28 protein-coding genes are annotated in these 24184 nt (G+C 45.6%); 13 read left to right on the forward strand and 15 right to left on the reverse strand.

Annotated elements, in window-relative coordinates:
* Positions 1–246: 246 nt before the first annotated feature.
* The 9 genes from fliS to AK966_RS02170 form a co-directional block, all read right to left on the reverse strand.
* The gene (gene fliS, locus AK966_RS02125; RefSeq protein ID WP_099079761.1) at positions 247–657 is read right to left on the reverse strand and encodes a flagellar export chaperone FliS; all 411 of its coding nucleotides are present in this window, start codon (positions 655–657) and stop codon (positions 247–249) included.
* Positions 658–669: 12 nt separating this feature from the next.
* Positions 670–975, reverse strand: coding sequence for a flagellar protein FliT (locus tag AK966_RS02130; RefSeq protein ID WP_119463449.1), 306 nt, complete (start codon positions 973–975; stop codon positions 670–672).
* A 3-nt stretch (positions 976–978) separates the two neighbouring features.
* Positions 979–2964 carry a flagellar filament capping protein FliD gene (gene fliD, locus AK966_RS02135; protein WP_119463450.1) on the reverse strand — a complete coding sequence of 662 codons (1986 nt, stop codon included), beginning with the start codon at positions 2962–2964 and terminating at the stop codon, positions 979–981.
* Between the two features lie 20 nt (positions 2965–2984).
* Positions 2985–3419, reverse strand: coding sequence for a flagellar protein FlaG (flaG, locus tag AK966_RS02140; protein ID WP_099079758.1), 435 nt, complete (start codon positions 3417–3419; stop codon positions 2985–2987).
* Positions 3420–3500: 81 nt separating this feature from the next.
* Positions 3501–4631: a flagellin gene (locus tag AK966_RS02145; protein ID WP_119463451.1), complete on the reverse strand. Its 1131-nt coding sequence runs from the start codon at positions 4629–4631 to the stop codon at positions 3501–3503.
* A gap of 289 nt (positions 4632–4920) precedes the next feature.
* A complete protein-coding gene (locus tag AK966_RS02150; protein WP_099079756.1) occupies positions 4921–6054 on the reverse strand; it encodes a flagellin in 1134 nt (377 codons plus the stop codon).
* 262 nt (positions 6055–6316) lie between these two features.
* The gene (locus AK966_RS02160; protein ID WP_119463452.1) at positions 6317–7450 is read right to left on the reverse strand and encodes a flagellin; all 1134 of its coding nucleotides are present in this window, start codon (positions 7448–7450) and stop codon (positions 6317–6319) included.
* Positions 7451–7595: 145 nt separating this feature from the next.
* Positions 7596–8498 carry a Dyp-type peroxidase gene (locus AK966_RS02165; protein WP_099079754.1) on the reverse strand — a complete coding sequence of 301 codons (903 nt, stop codon included), beginning with the start codon at positions 8496–8498 and terminating at the stop codon, positions 7596–7598.
* 42 nt (positions 8499–8540) lie between these two features.
* Positions 8541–9026 (reverse strand): DUF2919 domain-containing protein, encoded by a 486-nt coding sequence (locus AK966_RS02170; protein ID WP_099079753.1) that lies wholly within the window; start codon positions 9024–9026, stop codon positions 8541–8543.
* 144 nt (positions 9027–9170) lie between these two features.
* Here AK966_RS02170 and AK966_RS02175 point away from each other — a divergent pair, with 144 nt between their 5' ends.
* Positions 9171–9524: a DUF2956 domain-containing protein gene (locus tag AK966_RS02175; RefSeq protein WP_099079810.1), complete on the forward strand. Its 354-nt coding sequence runs from the start codon at positions 9171–9173 to the stop codon at positions 9522–9524.
* Between the two features lies 1 nt (position 9525).
* Positions 9526–9858, forward strand: coding sequence for a DUF4156 domain-containing protein (locus tag AK966_RS02180; RefSeq protein WP_099079752.1), 333 nt, complete (start codon positions 9526–9528; stop codon positions 9856–9858).
* A gap of 37 nt (positions 9859–9895) precedes the next feature.
* On the opposite strand, the gene AK966_RS02185 is transcribed toward AK966_RS02180, so the two are convergent.
* Entirely contained in the window at positions 9896–10183 is a 288-nt protein-coding gene (locus AK966_RS02185; RefSeq protein WP_005445349.1) for a helix-turn-helix domain-containing protein, read from the reverse strand.
* 301 nt (positions 10184–10484) lie between these two features.
* Between AK966_RS02185 and AK966_RS02190 the strand changes: the two genes are divergently transcribed.
* Genes AK966_RS02190 through AK966_RS02205 form a run of 4 tightly spaced genes read left to right on the forward strand, consistent with a single transcriptional unit; the run spans position 10485 to position 12933 of the window.
* Positions 10485–10835, forward strand: a complete 351-nt coding sequence (locus tag AK966_RS02190; RefSeq protein WP_099079751.1) for an ArsC family reductase — start codon at positions 10485–10487, stop codon at positions 10833–10835.
* An 18-nt stretch (positions 10836–10853) separates the two neighbouring features.
* Entirely contained in the window at positions 10854–11990 is a 1137-nt protein-coding gene (gene dapE, locus AK966_RS02195; RefSeq protein ID WP_099079750.1) for a succinyl-diaminopimelate desuccinylase, read from the forward strand.
* 35 nt (positions 11991–12025) lie between these two features.
* Positions 12026–12727 carry a M15 family metallopeptidase gene (locus AK966_RS02200; RefSeq protein WP_119463453.1) on the forward strand — a complete coding sequence of 234 codons (702 nt, stop codon included), beginning with the start codon at positions 12026–12028 and terminating at the stop codon, positions 12725–12727.
* Positions 12721–12933, forward strand: a complete 213-nt coding sequence (locus AK966_RS02205) for a DUF2897 family protein (RefSeq protein ID WP_099079748.1) — start codon at positions 12721–12723, stop codon at positions 12931–12933. The genes AK966_RS02200 and AK966_RS02205 overlap by 7 nt, the downstream gene beginning before the upstream one ends.
* A 149-nt stretch (positions 12934–13082) precedes the next feature.
* On the opposite strand, the gene bamC is transcribed toward AK966_RS02205, so the two are convergent.
* Together bamC and dapA are read right to left on the reverse strand one after the other, a co-directional pair.
* Complete coding sequence (bamC, locus tag AK966_RS02210; RefSeq protein WP_099079747.1) at positions 13083–14105, reverse strand: outer membrane protein assembly factor BamC; 1023 nt, start codon at positions 14103–14105, stop codon at positions 13083–13085.
* A gap of 65 nt (positions 14106–14170) precedes the next feature.
* Complete coding sequence (gene dapA, locus AK966_RS02215) at positions 14171–15049, reverse strand: 4-hydroxy-tetrahydrodipicolinate synthase (protein WP_099079746.1); 879 nt, start codon at positions 15047–15049, stop codon at positions 14171–14173.
* Positions 15050–15458: 409 nt separating this feature from the next.
* On the opposite strand from dapA, the gene AK966_RS02220 reads away from it, so the two are divergent.
* Together AK966_RS02220 and bcp are read left to right on the forward strand one after the other, a co-directional pair.
* Positions 15459–16001, forward strand: a complete 543-nt coding sequence (locus AK966_RS02220) for a glycine cleavage system protein R (RefSeq protein WP_099079745.1) — start codon at positions 15459–15461, stop codon at positions 15999–16001.
* A gap of 15 nt (positions 16002–16016) precedes the next feature.
* Complete coding sequence (gene bcp / locus AK966_RS02225) at positions 16017–16487, forward strand: thioredoxin-dependent thiol peroxidase (RefSeq protein ID WP_119463454.1); 471 nt, start codon at positions 16017–16019, stop codon at positions 16485–16487.
* A gap of 69 nt (positions 16488–16556) precedes the next feature.
* On the opposite strand, the gene AK966_RS02230 is transcribed toward bcp, so the two are convergent.
* Positions 16557–17627: an AI-2E family transporter gene (locus AK966_RS02230; RefSeq protein WP_099079743.1), complete on the reverse strand. Its 1071-nt coding sequence runs from the start codon at positions 17625–17627 to the stop codon at positions 16557–16559.
* A gap of 1 nt (position 17628) precedes the next feature.
* Positions 17629–17865, reverse strand: coding sequence for a sulfurtransferase TusA family protein (locus AK966_RS02235; protein ID WP_172438135.1), 237 nt, complete (start codon positions 17863–17865; stop codon positions 17629–17631).
* Between the two features lie 277 nt (positions 17866–18142).
* Between AK966_RS02235 and AK966_RS02240 the strand changes: the two genes are divergently transcribed.
* The 4 genes from AK966_RS02240 to AK966_RS02255 are packed head-to-tail and all read left to right on the forward strand — an operon-like array spanning position 18143 to position 20995.
* Positions 18143–19594, forward strand: a complete 1452-nt coding sequence (locus AK966_RS02240) for a M48 family metallopeptidase (RefSeq protein ID WP_099079741.1) — start codon at positions 18143–18145, stop codon at positions 19592–19594.
* A 16-nt stretch (positions 19595–19610) separates the two neighbouring features.
* Positions 19611–19961 (forward strand): arsenate reductase (glutaredoxin), encoded by a 351-nt coding sequence (arsC, locus tag AK966_RS02245; protein ID WP_099079740.1) that lies wholly within the window; start codon positions 19611–19613, stop codon positions 19959–19961.
* A complete protein-coding gene (gene wrbA / locus AK966_RS02250) occupies positions 19962–20534 on the forward strand; it encodes an NAD(P)H:quinone oxidoreductase (protein ID WP_099079739.1) in 573 nt (190 codons plus the stop codon).
* 20 nt (positions 20535–20554) lie between these two features.
* Positions 20555–20995, forward strand: a complete 441-nt coding sequence (locus AK966_RS02255; RefSeq protein ID WP_119463455.1) for a DUF2069 domain-containing protein — start codon at positions 20555–20557, stop codon at positions 20993–20995.
* Positions 20996–21237: 242 nt separating this feature from the next.
* Here the strand turns inward: AK966_RS02255 and AK966_RS02260 are convergent, their stop codons facing one another.
* The gene (locus AK966_RS02260) at positions 21238–22524 is read right to left on the reverse strand and encodes a DUF2066 domain-containing protein (protein ID WP_119463551.1); all 1287 of its coding nucleotides are present in this window, start codon (positions 22522–22524) and stop codon (positions 21238–21240) included.
* Between the two features lie 234 nt (positions 22525–22758).
* Here AK966_RS02260 and AK966_RS02265 point away from each other — a divergent pair, with 234 nt between their 5' ends.
* Entirely contained in the window at positions 22759–24012 is a 1254-nt protein-coding gene (locus AK966_RS02265) for a uracil-xanthine permease family protein (RefSeq protein ID WP_099079737.1), read from the forward strand.
* Positions 24013–24184 lie beyond the last annotated feature (172 nt).

Below are 24184 nucleotides of genomic sequence, written 5' to 3' on the forward strand. Positions count from 1 at the left end.
CAGGTACGTTGCGGCCAAACCTTGATTTGCGTAATTGATAAACAGAAAGGAGGGACTGCGCTCAATTAACGATAGATAAATAGGGAAATTAGCAACAAAAAAAAGCCATTAGGGCCATTAATGATTTCTATTTTATTTGAATAAAAAAATAAGGCAACCAAGCAATATCGAGGTGTGAGCTTGGTTGTAACTTTATTCACTACATGACTTTGCAATCCGTCAAAAACAACGCTTTATTCGAGATGGCTAAATACCCACCTCAGCGGCGGTCAAGTTGTGGTATTCCGCCGGAATTTGATCCCAAGCTGATTTAATTTCACGAATGATATCAATGACATCATCAATGGGTTGAGGGTCATTTTTATGGTTCGCCGCAGAAATCTGCGTGATCATAAACTCATAAAGTGCGTCCAAGTTAGATGCAATCTCGCCGCCATCTTGCATTGAAAGACAGCTACGAAGAGAAATAATAATATCCAAGGCTTTACCAAGGCGCTCGCCTTTTGCTGGAATGTTACCAGCCAGCATTGCCGCTTTGCCTTGAATAAGGCGTTCAATCGCACCTGCCATCAGCATTTGGATGACTTTGTGCGGAGAAGCCGCACTCAGCTGGCTGTCGACTGATACCTTTTTGTATGCTTGCAAAGAACCGCGCATAGTATTCCTCTTTTAAATAAATTTTTTGTACTGCTGAAGCGAACGTTGACCATAACGGAACTTATAAAGCTCTTTACCGACATTTGAGGTTTCCGATTGCATCTGCTCAACAATTTTTTTAGTGCGAGTCAGCAAGTCTTGCCACTCGAGTCCCTGCTTCTCTAATGGGTTGCTCTGAACCATTACTAACAGGTCTTGTAATAAGCATTCTCTGATATCGACCAAACGAAGAATTTCTTCAGCATTAAAGTCAACTTTTTCTAGCTCTTGCGTAATTAGTTGATCGATGTCAGCAATTTCTCTAAGTTCATTTTGCATCTATTAACCCAGCACGTTCATCAATGCCCCGATCTGGCCTTGCATTTTGCCAGTGGCATCTTGCATAGCGGCAAACTTAGCATGGGTGCGTTTTTCTAAACCTTCCATACGGCGATCCAATGCCGCTTGGTCATCATTCAGCCGGTAGTTCAGCTCGGTTAGGCTCTTTTCTCGAGTGCGGATACTACCGGTGATGCCCGTAATACCATGAATGGCTTCTTCCACTTGTTTTGCAAAGCCGGAATTACCACCGAAAAACTTCTCAAGCTCGTTAAAGTTGTTATTCAACTGGCGATCCAGCATGTCATAGTTGATTTCAAGCGTGCCCTGACGTGTGGTGGTGATACCAAACTCCGTCAATGACTTTAAATTTTCCGGCGCTTTATCGATCGCGGTGGAGAATACCGACTTCAACCTTGCATCAGCACTGCGGACCGTACTGTCCCCAGCCAACGGGCCTCGCTGACCCGTTGTCGGATCGACACTCGCTAAGGCTTTCGAAGTCTGATAGAAGTTGTTGTAAGCTGCAACGAAAGTTTCAATATCGCTTCGCACACTTTGGCGATCATATTCCACCCCAATTTCTGATGGCGGCTTACCAACTTCGGATTTGCCTTTCAGAGTTAAGTTCACCCCTTCAATCGCATTTTCAATCACGTTGTTGTGGCTAGAAAGCTGGGCAATACCATCTAGCATCACCAGAGAATCCTGACCTGCTTGAACTTGCGTCATGCCTGAATAAGCTTCAAATGATTTCTGTGCATGTGCAATTTTTGCTTCTGCGACATCGATTTTTTCTAAGCGTTCACGTTCTTCTGGTTTTAGCTTGGAACGATGAATCTCTTTGGCTTGTTCTTCGGTTAACTCACCGCGCTCAACCTTTTGATCCAGCTGTTGCTTTTCAGCGGCAATTTTCTGCTCGATTTCTGCTTTTTCTTGTACGAGCTGCTGTTGAGCTTCTTTCGTGGTAACGTAAGAATCGGTCAATGTACCAGATGCGGTATTGTTCCAACCTGGCACATCTGGCGCTTTAGCAATCGCCGCTTCATCCAGTTCTAACTCTGGTGGGCGATAAGAATCAAGCAATGTGCCTGATGCCGTTTCGGTCCACCCCGGGATGCTGTCTTGTGAACGCATGCTTGCGCGTTGATTGGCTTTGTCGATGGCTTCTTGCCCCGCTTTTGCCGCGGCGGCACCGGCTGCAGAGATCGGTTCATCCGTTACATCATCTTGTGCATTCTCTGCCGCTTTTTGTTCTTCAGGAGGTATAGAATTGCCGTCTGCATCGGTTGGTTGTTCTGGTTCTTTGAGAGGCCCTAACACTGCTTCTGCCGCTTCACGAGCTTCTTCAAGCGCATTCACGCGGTCTTCCAGTGTCTTGTATTCGAAACGTTTCAGAGGATTACCAACTTCGGCATCGACACTGACTTTAAGTTGGTTGTCCTTGCCTGGCAGGTTTGAAGTAAGGATCAGGCGCGGCCCTTCTACATCGTTAATTAGGGAAGCACGAACACCAGGGTTATCTTTGGCACTGTTAATTCCACGCACGACCTCGACGAGCTTATAGCTAGAGCGGACATTAACGTCGAAGGCGTCATCGCCAAGAGAAATCTGCAGCTTACCAGGTCCAAACTTTGCGTCTTCTGGCAAAACGTCAGAAGCGACTTTGTGGCTCTGTGCAAGCTGCAACACATCGATAGCATACTTACCAGCGATAGCATCAGTAGTTGCAGTGGCGGATACGATGTTGTCATTTGTAGTCTCTACCGTGCGAGCGGCGAAGGCTTTCTCCTGACGAAAATTCATCATGAGACTTTTCATCGTATCTAACGATTCTCTGAGTCTGCCATAAGCGCTGATGCTGGCGTCAATACTTGTACGCTCATTGTTAATACTTTGCTGTTTTGGTACACGCTCTGCATCCACAATTTTGCTGACCATGGAATTGATATCCATGCCACCAGACATCCCCAAAGGGCTTAAACTCATCAAATCACCTCAAAAACGACTTACACCTTTTCAACTAACAATCCGCTGTTAGCTGTGTGCTCAGCTAGACGACGCAATACCACGAGCATTTCTTCATCAGGAATTTGACGTATCACATCACCCGTTGTGGCTTCGTAAATCGTCACTACGTCTCGCCCAGATTCTTCATCCACACGAAAAGAGACTCCTTTATTCATGGAACTCACAAATTCATTCATCTGTGCGACCATTTTTTCACGTTCTTCTCTGTTCAGCTCTTGGCGACTTCCCGCCATTTCTAATGCAGCTTGAACAGAGAGATCATGTGCGGCCCTCTTCGCTTTATCCGGCGAAAGATGGCCATTCGAATTTGCTGTGCTAGGCGTGTCTATGCCATTGCCATTTTTAATTGCAACTTTTGTGCCATTCGGCGTAGCGTAAGGCTGGATGTTCGATGCATAAGAGGATATTTCCATCACAGTCTCCCTTCCACCTTATGGGCTAACGAATAGGTCTATCACTTTGGTGAATTAATCACTAAGCAGGAGTCGACCCGATTAACCCAACAAGCTTAGCGCTGCAGATGGAGACTGCTTTGCTTGAGCCAAGATTGAAGTACTTGCTTGCTGAAGAATTTGTGACTTAGTCATTGCTGTCGTTTCCTTCGCGTAATCAGTATCTTTAATACGGCTGTTAGATGCATTAACGTTCTCGTTAATGTTGTCTAAGTTACTGATTGCATGGCCAAAACGATTTTGGAACGCACCAAGAGACGCACGTTGGCTGTCTACTGATTTCAGTGCGCCATCGATGATAGCAACCGCTTCTTGGGAACCCGCTACAGTGGTAACATCGATATCTTTAACCGTAACGTCTTTTGCTTTGCCAAAACCAATTTCACCCGCTAGGTTGCCAGAGAACTCAACGTCACCCGTTACTTTTTGAGAAGCAGCAAATACTTGTAGCTTACCGTCTTCACCAACAGACGCTTTTACGTCTTCGCTTTGACCGTTGATGTAAGTCGCTAGCTGTTCGATATCATCGCCTTGCTTTGCGTTGATCGTCAGTTCTTTCTCTTCACCAAGCTTAGTGGTGTACTTCATGCTTAGTTCAGTTTTTTCACCAACTGTCCAAGACGCATCTTTACCCTCTTCTGCTGCGTAGCTCTTACCACCCATTGTAGAAGTATCAGAACGCAAGTTACCCATAGTCAGCATGACTGCTTCACCTGAGTCCGCACCGATTTGGAAAGATTGAGTACCGTAAGTACCGTTAAGAAGTTTGTTACCACCAAAAGAGGTGGTTTCAGCGATACGGTTTAATTCATCATTAAGCGCTGTGACTTCTTCTTGAATCGCTACGCGTTCTGATTTTGAGTTTGAACCGTTCGCAGATTGCAGCGATAGGTCACGCATACGTTGTAGGATGTTGGTAGACTCATTCATTGCACCTTCAGCTACTTGTGCAATAGAAATGCCGTCGTTCGCATTTTTTACCGCCATGTCTAGGCCACGGCTTTGCGCGTTCAAACGGTTAGAAATTTGTAGACCTGCAGCATCATCTTTCGCGCTATTGATTTTATAACCCGAAGACAAACGCTCCATTGATTTTTGTTGACCTTCAGCCGCTTGGTTTAGGTAACGCTGTGCGGTCATCGCAGAAACGTTAGTATTAACGTTAATCGCCATAGTTGATCTCCTTAAGGCTTTGATTGATGCACCGTCGTGTCTCTCACCTCACTTAGGTACATCTTATTTCTCTCAATCCCTTTAACGGCAATCAATCCATATCCTTTAGACAAAAAATTTATTTTTTTGTGATTATTTTCTGTCACTTACTGAAGTGTGATGCAGCTCAAACAGCCCTAGCTCACAAAAGAAATACTCACTCTGTGTTCAAGCAGAAAATACCCAGCCGAAGCTGGGTTTACTCGCTCATCTCTCACCACGAGCGAATGGGGTTCTCTTACTGGGCAAATTAGCCTAGTAGACTTAACGCTGAGTTTGGCGCTTGTTTCGCTTGCGCAAGGATAGAGCTTGACGCTTGCGATAAAATTTGTGACTTAGTCATTTGAGTCGTTTCTTTTGCGAAGTCGGTATCTTTGATACGGCTCTTCGACGCATTCACGTTCTCATTGATGTTGTCTAGGTTGTTGATTGCGTGATTGAAACGGTTTTGGAAAGCACCTAGCTCTGCACGGTGGCTGTCTACGTATTTTAGTGCCGCATCAATGATAGCCACAGATTCCTGCGCACCACCAACGGATGTTACGTCAATCGTATCTACTGTTACGTTCTTCGCTTCACCGAAGCCTAGCTCACCAGATAGGGCGCCAGAGAAAGACACTTCACCGTCAACTTTGTTGTTACCCGCAAAAAATTGCAGTTTACCGTCTTGGTCTACTGATGCTTTTACTAGGTCAGTTTGGCCGTTGATGTAGGTTGCTAGCTCTTCGATGTCATCGCCCGCTTTCGCGTTGATGTTGATTTCTTGCTCTTGACCAAAGCTGTCTTTTAGGCTGATTTTAAGGTCGTTTTTACCCTCAGCTACATTCCAGTTTTTGTCTTTACCGTTTTCTGCTTGGTAGCTCAAGCCACCCATCATTTTGTTGTCTGAACGCATGTCTTTCAGCTCAAGCATCACTGCTTCGCCGTTGTCTGCACCGATTTGGAAAGACTTAGAACCATGCGTGCCGTTTAGTAGCTTGTTGCCACCAAAAGAAGTAGTTTCAGCGATACGGTTGAGCTCGTCGTTTAGTGCCGTTACTTCTTCTTGAATCGCAACACGCTCTGCTTTTGAGTTTGAGCCGTTTGCCGATTGTAGAGAAAGATCACGCATGCGTTGCAGAATGTTGGTTGTCTCATTCATTGCACCTTCAGCCGTTTGTGCAATAGAGATGCCGTCGTTCGCGTTACGAACCGCCACATCAAGACCACGACTTTGTACATTCAAGCGGTTCGAAATTTGAAGACCCGCAGCGTCATCTTTTGCGCTGTTGATTTTTGAACCTGAAGACAAACGTTCCATTGACGTTTGTTGTGCTGAGTTTGCGCTATTTAGGTAACGCTGAGCGGTCATTGCTGATACGTTTGTGTTTACATTCACTGCCATGGTGATTTCTCCAATTGATTTTCCGATGGTGCGGTTTCCGACGTCTCGGAAAACCAAGTAGTTCTCTCAAAGTTATTTTTATTAACGGCGCAGTTCATGGTTTCTTTAGGAAAAGTTTAAGATTTTTTTGAAAATAATTTGTTTGGCAGGCAAATCGTGATGAAGCGGATAAAAAAGCAAAGAAACGTTCTTTTTTTGCTAAAGCTTCGTTTGGAATTGTCGATACAGGCTGTTTCGCGTAGAAATCACGTCACGTAATTTATTAACCCAGTAGCGTAAGTGCTAGGTTTGGCGCCTGTTTTGCTTGTGCAAGAATCGTGGTGCTGACTTGTTGCAAGATCTGCTGCTTCACCATGTGCGTGGTTTCTTTGGCGTAGTCGGTATCTTGAATGCGGCTGTTCGAGGTGGCGAGATTCTCGTGAATGTTATCCAGATTACTGATCGCATGAATAAAGCGGTTTTGATACGCACCTAACTCTGCGCGATTGGTGTCTACATACTTCATAGCCGTATCTAACACCGCAACCGCCTGTTGTGCTCCCCCTACAGAAGTAATGTCGAGACTATCGACCGCGTCGTAACTTTTTAGCTGCAAACCCAGTTCACTTGCTAAATCACCAGAAAAAGCAATTGTGCCCGACGTTTCTGCACCTGCCATAAAGAGTTGCAACTGCCCTTGTTCATTCACGGATGCTGTGACTTTATCCGTTTGACCATTAATATACGTAGCAAGCTCTTCAATATCATCGCCTGCTTTCGCATTGATTTGAATGGATTCTGTTTCACCCAAGCGGTTAGTGAATGACATGCTCAGTTCAATAGCACCGTCTTTTACCTTCCAATCAGAACTTGTACGCCCATTCGCGACGTAACTAAAGCCGCCCATCTCGATACCATCGGTACGCATCGACTTCAATTCAACCTGAACCGCCTCACCAGAAGCAGCGCCAATTTGAAACGATGATTGACCGAAACTGCCATTAAGTAGTTTGCGCCCACCAAAGGATGTCGTTTCTGCAATGCGGTTTAACTCATCGTTCAATGCGGTGACTTCTTCTTGCAGCGCAGTACGCTCCGCCTGGCTGTTTGAGCCATTGGCCGACTGAAGCGACAAATCACGCATACGTTGCATGATGTTGGTCACTTCATTCATCGCGCCTTCCGCAGTTTGCATGATGGAGATGCCATCGTTCGCATTACGCACCGCGACATCTATACCGCGCATTTGTGATTGCAAGCGGTTAGAAATTTGTAGACCCGCAGCGTCATCTTTTGCGCTGTTAATACGCCTCCCTGAAGACAAACGCTCCATGGATTGGTTCAGCATGTCCGTTGCACTGGTCAAATGACGCTGTGCGACAAGCGCTGCCACATTGGTATTAACAGTGATCGCCACGAATAATGGGTCCAAAATTAAGGCTTTGTATGTTTATCGACCACATTCAGCAAAGGTTTAGTGATTTTTTAAAAGTAAATAGAACAAAGAAAAATGGAAAACAAAAGCCCTCCGAGATGGAGGGCTTGAAAAGCGTTGAAGAGTATTACTTAACTGCCAATTCCGCTAGCATTACTTGTGAAGGAGCGAAGAAGTAAGCACCTGTTACCGCTTTAGTAAAACGAAGCAGTTGGTCAGTCTTACCATCCGTCACACCGTACATGCTTTCAAGCATCACTTTGATGTTGTGGATAGTGTTGCAGTAAGAGATGAACAGAAGACCATGTGCGCCAGTCGCGGTACCGTATGGCAAGCTGTGACGAACAATCTTAAGGCCCTTGCCTTCTTCTTTAATGTCTACACGACCAACGTGTGATGCCGCTGGTACGTCTTCTAGTTCAACAGAATCTGGTTTAGTACGACCAATCACTTTCTCTTGAGCAGAGACACTCAGACGGTTCCATGCTGGAAGATTGTGTTCAAAGCGCTGCACCATCACGTAACTACCGCCAGCGAACGCGCCATCTTTGATCAAGGCAACATCTGCACGAGCGTCGCCTTTCGGGTTTTCTGTTCCGTCGATAAAGTCTGTCATGTCACGAGCATCTAGGTAACGGTAGCCGTATGTCTCATCAACAACGGTTACGTCTTCGGCAGTATCAACTAGGAACTTACGCAGAACGTAGAAGTGCAAGTCGTGACGTGTGGAGTGACAGTGGATCAGAACATCGACGTCTGTGGCTGGTGCGATGATGTCGCCTTCTCCTAACTGACGGAAATCAATCAACTCGTCTGGCATTTGCATGTTTAGGTGCTGCCAGAAAGCCTTAGTGAATGCGATAGAAATCGTTAGATCTGCACCTGGTTGATTCGCATTGAGCTCGTTGACTAACTCAGGTAGCGCTTTTAGTTTTGCCAAAACATTTTCACGGTTTTGGTTCACCTTTAACTGAGTGTAAAGTGCAAATGGTCCTGCTTCAGGCACAATCGCCGTTTGAGCTTGTGGCATTGAGATATCCTCTTTATTGCCCCGTACGGGAAATTTTTGTTCTTAATTTTTTGATGGCTGTCCTTCATTGTGCTCAAATTGTGGCACATAGAAGCAGTCTTTCACCCATCTTCCATTTAGTAGATAGATCACAAACCAAGTTAACAAGGTAATCGTGAGCGCATTCGCCCAATTAAATACACCGTGTTCGAGGTAGACATGATACATGGTCTGAGCCAATTGAATACCGCACAAGATCAAAGTCATAGCACGACCATGTTGTGTAATTTGATTCACCCAACCTCGGTCTGGATAGCGCAAACCCATCAACCACATCAATAACAAGCTAGGAATACCCATCAATAGCCCGAGATATAACGTATTAGAGTCAGGGTAAACAATCGCTAATATTTTGCTACCACTATCTCTGCTCACTCCTGCCAAGGCAAACACCACCCAAGAGCGCGCTAGGAACATCCAACCCAGCCATAACAGAATTGGCGCTTTCAAAAATCCATGAGCATCGTATTGATCAAATGAGTAACGCACAATATTGTCTTCTTTGCTTTCGGAAAAGCGTCACTTTAACCGATCGGCTTAGAACTTCAACATTCCAATTTCGAGAACGAAAGTTCATTTCATCCTATTTGGCAGGTAAACTGACTTCAAATGACAAGTGACGTAGAAAAAGCCATGAAAAAGAGAAATACAGCAGCGCCAGCCCCTTCCCAAGAAACGCAAGCCGAAGCGATGAAAGTGGCTAAGGCGACGCAAAAGCCAGGTCAAACCAAAGAACAGACCAAACTGATCGCACAGGGTATTGAGAAGGGCATCGCACTTTACAAAAAACAACAAAAAGAACGCAATCGACAAGCCGACAGAGCAAAGAAGATGCAGCAGAAAGAGAAGCAGCGTCGACGTGAACAGGTAACAGCGCAAGAGGAAGTGGTTACCAATATGCCACAACACAAACCCTCCGTGTTACCTTGGGCTCTGTTGGTTCTGAGTTGGATTGGTTTCGCAACTTACATCTTGATAGGGAGATAATGTGTTTCGTACTGTTATGATTGGGGGTATCATTTTAACGCTTCTTGGCTGCAGCACCCCAAAAAACCAGCCTTATGAGCAAAGCCAAGACGTTGAGATTCGCATCGACAGCCAGTTTAATCCTAAACAATGCGAGTATTTAGGCGAGATCACTGGCAGTGAGGGTCATTGGTACAGCTACCTATTTTTTACCAATGACGCCATGATGCAAGGTGCGATGAACGATTTGAAAAACAATGCGGCATCCATTCAAGCCGATACTGTGTTTATGCTCTCACCGCAAGATTTTGTCACTTCATTTAGCGTGCTAGGCACCGCCTACCGCTGCCAATAAACCTATCTAAAAAGTAAAAAAGCCAGCAATTGCTGGCTTACGCACGAAATCCAAGACTGCTAGCGATATCACCTTCCCGCTCAAGAACCCATTGACTATCAAAAGGCCCCCAATCTGAAAGCTGGTAATAGCCATCATTATGACGTCGGCCATCTTGAACGAAGATAAGTTCGATGCCGATCCCCGGTAATGCCTTGAGTACATCTTGAATAGTACGACGAGGCCACCCCGTTCTTTCGATCAATTTTGGTACATTTGGTCTTTCTAGGTTTTCCACCAACAAGGCCAAATATAGCCGCCTTGCAAAAACAGGACTCAATTCCATTTAAACCTCCTAAAATTGTGCCGATTCATTATTTCCTTTTTGCTCAGGGAGATGTTGCGTTTGATCAATAACTCGACTTTTCCATCCCCTTTAAAGCCGCATTTTTATTCGACACCTTGCTTAACGACGAGGGTTTGAACAAAATCTATTCATTCTGCACTATATAAGACAGCATTATTCACCGCTTGATTTTGTCTGTTTGGTTGCTTCTTGGTAGGATGCTGCAACAGCCCAAAATCATGCAAAAGTGGCGACACATAACAGCCATCTATGTATGAAGAATTCAGAGAAAGGAAATAATATGACGATCACCATGTTCGGCATCCCAAACTGCGACACGATTAAAAAAGCCAAAAAATGGCTAGAAGCACAAGATCTAGCATTTGATTTTCACGACTACCGCAAACAAGGTGTCGATGCCGCAATGGTGACGGCGTTCTGCAACACTTTAGGTTGGGAACAAGTTCTAAACAAACGTGGCACAACTTACCGTCAACTGACTCAAGAACAAAAAAATACACTTAACCAAGAAAACGCAATTGCGCTTTTGGTAGAAAACCCAGCAATGATTAAGCGCCCTATCTTGAAAGTGGCAGACCAACTCCATATCGGTTTCAAAGCAGACCAATACGCGACCATTTTTAACTCTTAATGTAAGGAATACTCAAGGATGACAGACAGTCCAGTATTGGCACTTGCTAAAGACCTGATCAGCCGCCAGTCCGTAACGCCTGAAGATGCAGGCTGTCAGGATGTAATGATCGAACGCCTAAAAGCGCTTGGTTTTGAAATCGAGGTCATGGTATTCGAAGACACCACAAACTTCTGGGCTCGCCGTGGTACAGAAGCACCATTGTTCGCTTTCGCAGGCCACACTGACGTAGTCCCTGCGGGCAAATTAGAACAGTGGGGTACACCGCCATTCGAACCAACCATTATCGATGGTTACCTTCATGGGCGCGGCGCAGCAGACATGAAAGGCTCATTGGCTTGCATGGTTGTGGCTGTGGAACGCTTTATAACAGAAAACCCAGACCACAAGGGCTCTATCGGTTTTTTGATCACATCAGATGAAGAAGGCCCTTTCATCAACGGTACGGTTCGAGTGGTTGAAACTCTGATGGAACGTGGTGAGAACATCGACATGTGTATCGTTGGCGAACCTTCTAGTACAGAAATCGTGGGTGATGTGGTAAAAAATGGTCGCCGAGGGTCTATCACTGGCGATCTTACTGTCAATGGAACACAAGGCCACGTAGCCTACCCTCACCTAGCAAACAACCCTGTTCACCAATCTCTGATGGCAATTCATGAACTCGCGACAACAGAGTGGGATCAAGGTAATGATTACTTCCCACCAACAAGCTTCCAGATCCCGAACGTTTCGGCTGGTACGGGCGCATCTAACGTGATCCCAGGTGAGTTTAACGTTCAGTTCAACCTACGCTTTAGCACCGAACTGAACAACGAAGTGATTGTTCAACGCGTGACTGATACCTTGAACAAACATGACTTGAACTACGATCTAAAATGGACATTCAATGGCGACCCATTCCTAACCGACACTGGCGCACTACTTGATGCGGTGGTTGCCGCCGTCGATGAAGTGAACTACACCAAACCAGCACTGCTCACCACTGGCGGCACTTCGGACGGTCGTTTTATCGCGCGCATGGGCGGCCAAGTCGTTGAACTTGGTCCCGTGAATGCCACGATTCACAAAGTGAACGAGTGCGTGAGAGTTGACGATCTAGAGAAGTTGACTGACATGTATGAGAAAACGCTCAAGCACTTGCTCGCAAAGTAGCTAAGCAATGAAGTGACACAATTAACGAGAACACCATGACACCAGCGCAACTTACCGGAACAACAGATTCTCACCTTACATCCATACTGGTGGGCCAAAAGGCATTTTTGCTGCACCCAGAAGTAGTGGATGATTTGCTCAAAATGATTGAAGCTGCAACCAAAGCCGGTTTTAAGATGGAAATTGCCAGCGGCTTTCGCGACTTCAACCGTCAAAAAAGCATCTGGAACGGTAAGTTTGCTGGTGAGTTAACGATCCTAGATTCCAATTCCCAGCCTTTAAACAAGGCGGAACTCAGTGATGAAGAAAAGCTGATGGCAATTCTTCGCTGGTCTGCCCTACCCGGTGGCAGCCGACATCATTGGGGCTGTGATTTTGATGTTTATGCTCGTAACTTGTTGCCACCAAACACCACGTTACAACTGGAACCCTGGGAGTTCTTGGAAGGCCACCAGCTCACTTTTTATCAATGGTTAGCAGCAAATCTAGAGCGGTTTGGCTTCTTCTTCCCCTACCAGCAAGATTTGGGGGGCGTCGCTATTGAGCCTTGGCACATCAGCCATAAAACAGTAGCACAGCAATGCTTAACAGGTATGACGTCAGATCTACTGAAAAATCAGTTAATCCAGCAGAATCAGATCGACCCCATTGCAGGGATTGAAGTCATCATGAATAATTTGGATAAGATCATAGCTCGATTTATTCACAATATCACATCGTCGGAGGCACTATGTTAGAACTGCTTACCAACCCTTGGGTGATCATCATCGTGGTGTTGAGTGTGGTCTTTGGTAATATTGCCGCGCTGAAATACACCGCGAACATGAAGTTAGGTCAAATGGACAAAAGTCGAAAAAACGACTTAGACAAACTGAATAAGCTCGATAAAGAACGCTATGGTCACGATGACCAAACAGACGAGAAAAAGGACAAATCTCGTTAATGCCGTTGAGTAAGCCAAGTCATTCTCGCTGAACCAAGCACTTTGAGGTTACTTAGGTATAATTCCACCAAGTTGAATAATTAAAAAGGACCGGTTGGTCCCTTTTATATCAATATTTCTAGCCGTTTGTTGCTGTTAAAACGACTCGATCACTCTTCCACAACCGCTGCCAATACTGGTGTTAGTGACTTCAAGAACTCTGCCTCTACTGGCTTACCAGAAGAATCCGTAATGTTGATTGAAGTTCGGTTACCTAAATCACCAAGTAGGAAGATGTATTTACCCGGGCTTAAATCAATCGGTTTAACACCAATTTCATTCCAGAACTCATCATCTGGCGAAGCATATCGAGCCGTAACCGTACCTTGTGACTGGCTGCGCTCTTCAATATCAAAACCAAGCTTCGGCAAAATATCAGGCACACGCTGCCATAATACATTGTATTGCGCACGAGCAATAATCACTGGCAGACCGCTGCGATCTTTACCCATGGTAATTGGAATGTGCTTAACAAGTTCTTGAGCTTTACGTTGTGCCTCTTCACGAACGTGCTGATCGTAACGCGCCGTTACCAAGTTCGTCATAAACACGTTGTAACGCTCACGGTTAGTATGTGTTACTTCTTTCTCTTGGTTACCCTCACGCCAGTCAATCAAGCTGACTTTAAAACCATGGCGACCATTCGCCGCATCTGCTCGCGTGATTTCGTATCGGCTACCAATTTCCACATCTTCATCCGGAGAGTTCCACGTCACCCACCCCGTCTCAATGCGAAAATCTGTTTGGTTTTCAACCGGGATCTTATTTTCGGCAACCATATCTTGCACGGTTTGCCACACTTTATCTAACTCGTCTTTTCGCAGCAGCCAAAGTGTTACCTCACCATTATCACTGCGCTCAAGACGAGCTCCTGGGATCAACTCTAACACTTGCTGTGGAGGACGAATATCAACCGATTTACCAACACCACCCACATAATTCCCTTGAGGGATCTGATAATTTGGGTAGAACTGCGGTTGCGCATCTACTGGTACACTCCACTCATCCAAAGCTGGGGTGTTCAGATACTCGAAATCATCCTTTGCTTGACGACGTTGGTTGGCACCACCTGAGCAGGCAGTCAATACGAATACAGCTAGTGAGCTTAACACTAACTGGCTTGAAAGCTTCATTTATACTCCTAAAACACTGAGGGCTTATTACCCTCAGCATGAACTTCAATCCTAGTCACTCAATCTTAATAAATACCGGCGTCTGTTAGCGCCTGTTCCACGATCAGCTGCGCTTTTTCAGAAAGAGGGGTCAAAGGAAGGCGCAGACCACCATCTTCAATCAAACCAAGTTTTTGAGCCGCCCATTTTACAGGTATAGGGCTTGATTCTACGAATAAATTTTTGTGCAGAGTCATCAAACGTTGATTTATGATTTCTGCTTCTTCGTACTTACCTTCACTTGCCAAATGGAACATATCAGCCATATCTTTCGCTGCGATATTATTGGTCACCGAGATAACGCCATGGCCGCCAAGTTTAACAAACTCTAGGCAACTCGCATCATCGCCACTTAGTAAGATAAAATCTTCGCCACAAAGTTCACGATGAAGTGCAACTCGGCTCAAATCACCCGTTGCATCTTTAAGCGCCACAATATTATCAAGCTTTGACAAGCGTGCCACTGTCTCTGGCAACAGATCAACGGCTGTACGGCCTGGTACATTGTACAAAATGAGAGGTACATCACTCGCTTCTGCAATTGCTTTGTAGTGTTGGAACAAACCTTCTTGTGTTGGCTTGTTGTAGTAAGGCGTCACACTCAGATAACCAGCGATACCAGAATCTGCAAGTAATTTGCTAAATGTCACTGCTTCGTGGGTTGCATTTGCCCCCGTACCCGCAATCACTGGGATACGACCGCCGGTAAATTCAACGATTTTATTAACGACCTTTACATGCTCTTCAACGGTCAGGGTCGCAGACTCACCAGTCGTGCCAACTGCCACAATACCGTCTGTACCTGCTTCAATATGGTATTCAACCAGCTTTTGTAGACCTTCGAGGTCCACCTCACCATCTGGCTTAAATGGTGTAATCAGCGCTACGATACTTCCTGAAAACATGTTTATCTCCCTCATTTTACTCTTTATGCATGGTACTGTAATGCGATTGAAAAACACAAGAGCGAACGCTCGCTTACAAAGTACAAATGAATGAATAATTATCAGTTGTTAGAGGTCTAGCAACTTAATTACTCAATTTGGTTTGATTCGCAGCAACTCTGATAATCGTGCCGTCACTAGGAAAGCCACATTATCACTTTACTTCCCTAGTACAATAAGGCGCGGAATATACTCTCTCACTATCTTGTCTAAGTCAGCGTCGAGTGAATTTGTTTCCCCGCCTTACAACCAAGATACCCATTTCATCAACCGAGTATTTCCACTAGCTTAAAAAAAGAACTGACTCGATATTTCTCGACGATATCTGTGCTAACATCTGTCTATCGAAAAAAGGACAAGAAGCTGATTTATGAAGCAACATCTGGTAATTACAGCGGTTGGAACGGATCGTCCGGGCATTTGTAACCAAGTGGTTAAGCTCGTCACACAAGCTGGCTGTAATATTATCGATAGCCGTATTGCTATCTTTGGGAATGAATTTACCCTAATCATGTTACTCACTGGTAATGCAAGTAACGTCACTCGAGTCGAAACTCAATTGCCACTGCTTGGGCAAGAACATGACTTGATCACAATAATGAAGCGAACCTCTACGCACGAGTTCATCGATAATAGCTACACCATTGAAGTCTTCATTGAGTCAGAGGATCGCATGGGGTTAACCGAGAAGTTCACCCAATTTTTTGCCGATAAACAGATTGGCCTCGACTCCCTCAGCGCACAAACCATCAGTAAATCAAAAGTTCAGCTCGATGCGGATCAATTCCACATTGCGATTACTGCTTCTGTCAGCGCAGATTGCAACCTCATGCAATTACAAGAGGATTTCGATGAACTTTGCCAGTCACTCAATGTACAAGGTTCACTCAATTTCATTAAAAACACACAATAAATAAAGGAAATAATAATGAACACGCTGACAGCAGGCACGCCAGCACCAGCCTTCTCTTTGCTCGACCAAGATGGCAATACCGTATCTCTCAGTGATTTTAAAGGTAAAAAAGTCCTGTTTTACTTCTACCCGAAAGCGATGACGCCGGGCTGTACAACTCAAGCAAAAGGTCTTCGTGACGTTAAAGCAGAACTCGATGCCCACAACGTTGTGGTATTGGGCGTCAGTATCGATCCAGTAAAACGTCTTGGTAAATTCATTGAGCGTGATGAACTTAACTTCACCCTACTTTCCGACGAAGACCACACGGTAGCGGAGCAATTCGGCGTGTGGGGCGAGAAGAATTTTATGGGTAAAGTCTACGACGGCCTTCACCGCATCAGCTTCCTGATCAACGAAGAAGGTGTAATTGAGCACGTGTTCAACAAGTTCAAAACTAAAGACCATCACGACGTGGTTGTGAGCTACCTGAAAGAAAACGCGTAACCATCATCTTATACAAACATCAAAAAAGCCCAGCAATCGCTGGGCTTTTTATTGGGGCGGTTATGCAGATCACTCTTGTATCGGTTTACTCTCTTCCGAACTAGGTAGTGCATTCCATACTGCTTTCACCAACGTTGCTAGTGGGATAGCGAAAAAGACGCCCCAAAATCCCCATAACCCACCAAACACCAATACCGCAACGATAATCGCCACAGGGTGAAGGTTTACCGCTTCAGAGAACAACACCGGAACCAACACGTTACCATCTAGTGCCTGAATGATCCCGTAAGCCACCAGCAGCCAGTAGAACTGTGGTGATAGGCCCCATTGAAATAAACCCACAATCGCGACAGGTACTGTAACCGCTGCCGCACCAATGTATGGAATAAGAACAGACAAACCGACAGCAACGGCAAGCAACGCTGAATAACGCAGATCGAGCACTGCAAACGTCACGTAACTCACACCACCAACGATAAGAATCTCTAGCACCTTACCGCGAATGTAATTCGAGATTTGCTCATTCATCTCGTGCCACACTTTATTTGCTAGTTTCCGGTTTTTCGGCAGAATGCCGCTTGCCATACTGAGCATTTCTTCTTTGTCTTTGAGTAAGAAAAATACCAATAAAGGCACTAGAATTAAGTAAACCGCCAGCGTTGCCAAACTCACCAGCGATGCCAGCGAGCCTTTTACGACACTTTCACCCAAGCCTATCGCCTGGTTTTTCGCATTGGTAACGACCGTTTCTACAATCTGCAGGTTCGCCAATTCAGGGTAACGCTGTGGCAAGGTTGCGATGTATTTTTGCAACCCTGAATACATATTCGGAATATCGTTGATTAAGTTGCCCACCTGAGTCCAGATAGTTGGTACTAATCCAAACACGGCTATCAGCATCAAGCCGATGAAAATCAGAATAACGGTAATCACAGAGAAAGTACGAGGAACGCCTAAACGGAACATTTGAGCCACAGGCCATTCCAGTAAGTACGCCAGTACGATCGCAACCAATAATGGTGCAATCAAATGGCCAAAGAAGTAAATAGTGATAAAGCCGAACAGCAAGATCGCAACGAGGCTCACTGCGTGTGGGTCTGAAAAGCGTCGCTTATACCAACGACTTACCATCTCTAGCATCTTATGATGATTCCTTATTCAATACAGTCAGAGTAAAGTGTTCCAATGTAGATTGACAATCTACGATATACCCTTGAGTAGACAAATACTTCACAATGTCTCGTTTAGAGCTGCTGTCCACGACTTGAATAACAAGCTGTTGATACTGCTGAGTTTCTCCCTGAAACACATCAGCAGCGTGACGTTTAGCAAGTAACAGTGCCATTGGGCAGCGTTGCTCGCGCAAATCAAGTAACATGGATTCCATTGTATTGCTCTGCACTTATGATAGGGTGGTATTGTAACGGCTTTTTGAGTTGGTGCTAGCGTTTCTCGTACGATTTAAGTACAGAAATAACGCTTTACAGGTCATAATTCAAAACCTTCAGTATCACTATTTACGAAACCAATTCGTTTATTGTTGGTCTTATTGCTAGCATATTCATCTCATTGGGATGATCATAAAGCATGATAATGGAAGGAAGAGGCGCTCTCTTCTCCCCGTGCTTCGGTATTTTGGAGAACCTTTGCACCGTATGTTAAAACGCACTCGCTCGCTAGTTTGTATCTGCCTTGCTGCTGCACTTAGCACCCCAACAACTTATGCTAATACTCTAGAGCTTCCTGATATTGGCACGGCTGCAGGTAGCACTTTGACAATAGACCAAGAGTTGCTCTATGGCGATGCCTATATGCGTATGCTCAGAGCCAGCAGTCCTATTGTTAACGATCCAGTGATCAATGCGTATATTGATTCTCTCGGTCACCGTTTGGTCGCCAATGCGAATGACGTAAAAACGCCATTCCATTTCTTCATGATCCGTGACAGAAATATTAACGCATTTGCCTTCTTTGGTGGTTATGTTGCGCTGCACTCAGGTCTATTCCTGCATGCTCGCACTGAAAGCGAACTCGCCTCCGTGGTTGCCCACGAAATCGCACACGTGACACAGAGACACCTAGCGCGAAGCATGGAAGAACAGGCTCGCCGCTCTCCAGCAACAATGGCAGCTTTGGCAGGCGCTCTGTTACTTTCCATTGCCTCACCACAAGCAGGCATGGCCGCCATTACCGCCACCACGGCGGGCAACATGCAGAGCCAAATTAACTACACTCGTTCAAACGAAAAAGAAGCCGATCGCTTTGGTATTGCAACACTCGCAAAAGCGGGTTTTGAGGCGCAAGCCATGCCACGCTTTTTTGGACGCCTAGCCGACCAATACCGCTATGCAAGCAAACCACCACCGATGTTGCTGACGCACCCTCTGCCAGAGGACCGGATTACCGATACCCGACAGCGCGCTCAAGCTTACCCTCCGATGCGGGTCATTCCTTCGATTGATTATCACCTAACCCGAGCTCGCATTGTTGCCCGTTATGCCAACATAGATGGTCAAGCCGCTTTGGGGTGGTTTGAGCGTACCCAGAAAAAAGCCTCGTCAGAGATCATGCCATCGTTTGACTATGGACGCGCACTGGTTCATCTCGATAATAAACGTCTCGATCAAGCAGAACCCATATTGAATAAACTGCTAAAGCACGATCCCGGCAACCCGTTCTATCTTGATGCCATGAGCGACCTATACATCGAGAAGAAACAGCCACAAAAAGCGTTAGACATGCTAAATAAAGCGCTCAAGCGTAACCCGCAAAATGCGGTTCTTACCATCAACTACGCGAATGCACTCATTGAAGCCAATAAGAATGAAAAGGCTATTCGCGTTCTGCAACGTTATACCCACGATAACCCTGAAGACACTAACGGTTGGTTCTTATTATCGAAAAGTAACCAAGCGTTAGGACACAATGATGAAGAGCTAGCTGCACGTGCTGAAATTTTGGCATTGCAAGCAAACTGGAATAAAGCAATTCAATATTATAGTGAAGCAAGTAAAATTGCCGAACTGGGCAGCTTAGAACAAGCTCGATACGATGCTCGTATCGACCAACTAATGATCCAAAGAGATCGATTCATGGCATTACAATAACGAAATGGAGAAAACCATGTCAGTCGTGATTTATCACAATCCTCGTTGCTCAAAGAGCCGTCAAACCCTTGAACTACTAGAACAGAATGGTGTTACACCGGAAGTGGTTAAATACCTTGATACGCCGCTGAATGTTGAGCAACTAAAAGTACTTTACGCGCAACTCGGTTTCTCTTCAGTGCGCGATATGATGCGTACCAAAGAAGACATCTACAAAGAACTTGCACTTGGTGAAGCGTCAGTAACGGATGCGCAACTGTTCGAAGCAATGGCACAAAACCCAAAATTGTTTGAGCGTCCTGTTGTGGTGGCTAACGGCAAAGCAAAAATTGGCCGCCCACCTGAGCAAGTGTTGGATATCCTATAAATGGATTGCCAGATCCTCATTTTGTACTTTAGCCGCCACGGCTCAACAAAACAGCTGGCAAGACAGATAGCACGAGGAGTCGAATCGACTCCTCATTGCGAAGCTATTTTGCGTACCGTTGAAGAATTGTCACCTCACTCACACTCCCCTTCAGACCCAATTGTTACTCTAGACGAATTGAAAAAGTGCGACGGCCTTGCACTTGGTAGCCCAGTTTGGTTTGGCAACATGGCGGCGCCGTTAAAACATTTTTGGGATCAAACCACCCCCCTGTGGGTAAATGGTGACCTAATCGACAAACCGGCTTGTGTGTTTACCTCATCATCCTCAATGCACGGCGGCCAAGAAACAACGCAACAAAGCATGATGACCCCGCTGCTGCATCACGGCATGATGGTATTAGGCATTCCCTATTCACAGCCAGATCTGCATTCAACGCAATCCGGTGGGACACCTTATGGTGCAAGCAGCGTAGGACAAGACCCCAGCCTGACGGCAGAAGAGATTCGCCTTGCACAACAATTAGGAAAACGACTGGCGACCACAGCACAAAAGCTGACTGGCCGCCAGTAAGATCAAGGATAAGTAAATCGATGACTGACTCTATCGACCAACCACCTCTTAGTAAACAAACTCAAGCCTATCGCTACATGGCTCTAGTTAGTAACCTAGCGCTGTTAGCTTGGGTCGCCATTTGGCAACTTGCGCTCTCTCCTCATCCGCACTTAAGCAGCACAACCTTAGCCGTCGCTTGGTGTATTCCTTTATTGCTGCCTCTTCCGGGGATTTTAGCGGGTAAACCTTACACCCATGCTTGGGCAAATTTTGTATTAATGCTCTACTTCCTCCATGCATTGACCATTCTTTACGTCGATGATGGTGAGCGTTGGCTGGCCGTGGTTGAACTCGTGCTCACGTCGCTTGGCTTCGTTGGTAATATACTGTTTGCTCGTGCACGCGGAAAAGAGTTAGGTTTGAGGCTCAAACGCCTGTCTCAAGTAGAAAAAGACGAAAAGGCCAAATTTAATAAATAGTGCCAATCGTAATAAATATTGGTTCATTCTAGTTTGGTAGATGCTCGATAACGAGGCAAAATAGCAAGTCAATAGCTAGTCCTATTGCGGTCATTTTAACGACGTTAGGCGCTAAAAGCGCTGTGCTGAGTGGCTTAGATTATCCCGAGCTGAGGATATTTACTGTGATTGCTATAACCTGAGCCAAATTCCACACAAAAAAAGAGTCGCTCGCTGCGACTCTTTTTTATTCAGGGTAGACCTCAACCGAGGTTTGACACAGTATCTGTCTCAAGTGTTGGGGCAAGTTCTGACTCTGGTTCTGGTGTGACTTTAGAACGAACAAGTGCTTTCCATTGGTAAATCAGATCGTATTGTTCTGGCACTGACTCAATATTGATAGGTTGAGCAGGTACTGAAAGTTGTACGTCTTCAGCAGCCGCACCTTGTTCAACCACACTCGCTACCTTATCTGCCGACGTTTCAATTGGCAATTGTATTGGCTCCACAGACTCGACAGGAAGCTGAACAGGAACAGCCTGTTCATATAAACCACCTAACGGATCTTCAAATACCATCAGTTGCGAAATCGAAGATGCTTCTTGCTCAAACGCTTGTTGTGACGCAAGCAGATGGATCGTCAATGTCACCTCATTACCTTGTACACGTTTGATTTCTGTGCCTGCCACAGAATTTAGCTTAGTTAACGCTTTCTCTAAACCGAAAAAATCCACCGCTGAAGCAATATTAAGTACTTTCACGTCAATCGATTCTGAAGATTTGCTCGACACGACCACCGCACTCTTCTTCGCGTAGTAATCTGCGATGTCACCAACCATTGCTGCGATAGCACCGCTGCCCGACGTAGAACCGCTACGTGGAGTGGGTTGCGATTCAGACAGTTGCACTGGTGATTGATCGTAAAGTGTCCAACGAATCTTGTCCCCTTGTACTCGTACAATTAGCACGGCATCAGCAGGATAACGAACGCTCGCTTGACGGATAGGATCAATAAACCCACCCCAAATATCAGAGACATTCACCCCCGTAACGTCGTCAAAGTCACCCACTGGGATAGTAAGGGGTAAACCACGCACTTGGGCAGCATTACGTAGTGCCACAACACTCTGAGAATCAGAGTGCTCCCAAGTAATTGCACGATCGTAGCCTTGCTCTTCGACCAACCACACCAAAATGTTAGCACGGTTTGGTGACCAAAATGGCAGCTGTGCTTGGGTCAATAATGAACGGATCTGCCCGCTATTAAATAGCATTTTCAGACCGTTTTGACCGTCAACCTGACCGTAACCAAGTTGAGAAATATAGCGAGAGCTGGAACCAAGCGCCTTCTGAATGACTGGATTGCTAAGAGAAGCGTCAGTGCCTGTCGCGCGTACTATTACATCTTGCATACCTTGTTGACGAGCTAAAGACTCACCATCTTTCTGATTACTGTCTATCACGACTTCTGCGCGGTAGACATCTACCTGAGTAAGAGCGTAAGCAGGCAGGGACAACCAACCTATCAGTAAGAGAGCTAAATAGCGCATAGTTTTCATAATCCTCTAAACAAGAACCCGCATGATAAGCAACTATCAATTTCTGAGCAAGAAAAGTACGGAGTGAATTATCCGGATCCGACCAAGTTGACGCCCATTGAGGCAACAAAACATTCATCTTTCTTATCACTCCATACAAAAGTTTGATCTAGGCAATACTGCAAACGTTTGCAGAATGCTAATATTCGCCGGATTTGTCTGCGTATCTTTGAATAGGGAATTATTATGAATAATGCGTTACAAGGCGCTCAAATGCTCTTTGTCGCTTTTGGTGCTCTCGTACTAGTGCCACTTCTTACTGGCCTTGATCCAAACGTTGCTCTTTTTGGCGCTGGTGTCGGTACTCTTCTTTTCCAACTGATTACAAAACGTTCAGTTCCAATTTTTCTAGCATCTTCTTTTGCTTTTATTGCTCCAATCATGTTCGGTATCCAAACTTGGGGTATTGGTGCGACGATGGGCGGCTTAATGACTGCAGGTCTGGTTTACGTTGGCCTTGGCGCAATGATTAAAGTGCGCGGTGTAGGCTTTATTCACAAAATCCTACCACCTGTCGTTGTAGGCCCTGTGATCATGGTTATCGGCCTAGGCTTAGCGCCTACGGCAGTCAACATGGCTGTAGGTAAATCTGGTGACGGTGCGATTCAACTTGTGAATGGTGATGCTGCCATTATGATTTCAGCCATCTCACTCCTAACAACCATCACGCTGAGTGTATTTGCAAAAGGCTTCCTTAAGCTGGTTCCTATTGTGGGCGGCATCTTAGCGGGTTACGCTGTATCACTCATGTACGGCGTAGTGGATTTTACTCCTGTCGCTCAAGCTGCATGGCTAGCAATGCCTAATTTCACAGCACCAGAGTTCAACATCAACGCTATCTTGTTCATGATCCCAGTGGCTATCGCACCAGCGGTTGAGCACGTTGGCGACATGTTGGCTATCTCAAACGTAACGGGTAAAAACTACCTGAAGAAACCAGGCCTGCATCGCACAATTGCAGGTGACGGGGTTGCGACTATTGCCGCTTCTATGGTTGGTGCGCCACCAAACACAACTTACAGTGAAGTAACGGGTGCAGTAATGCTAACCAAAGCATTCAACCCTGCGATCATGACGTGGGCAGCGATCACGGCAATCGTGCTTGCTTTTGTAGGGAAGTTAGGCGCAATGCTGCAAACGATCCCTGTGCCTGTAATGGGCGGCATCATGATTCTGCTGTTCGGCTCTATTGCAACCGTGGGTCTAAACACGCTGATCAAAAACAACGTTGATCTGCACAAGTCCCGCAACCTTGTGATTGTTGCAGTGACACTTGTGTTCGGTATCGGTGGCATGGCATTTGGTATCGGTGACTTCAGCCTACAAGGCATCAGTCTATGTGGTATCGTGGCAATTATTCTTAACCTAGTATTGCCACACGACCTAGGTGAAAACCACGTGGTCGATAATGCTCAAATGGAAGAAGAGAACGCGAAGTAATTCGTCTGCGCTGTAATTATACCAATCGCAGTAAATAGCTGATCATTCTAGCTTGTTATAACACTCGATAACTCTGATTACTTACTGTGATTGGTCATAAAACGGTGCTCTCTCCATTCGAAACGAACAAATACAAAAAAGGCTTGGTGAAAACCAAGCCTTTGTTTTTTCT

Source organism: Vibrio sp. PID23_8 (genome assembly GCF_003584965.1).
Lineage (GTDB): Bacteria > Pseudomonadota > Gammaproteobacteria > Enterobacterales > Vibrionaceae > Vibrio.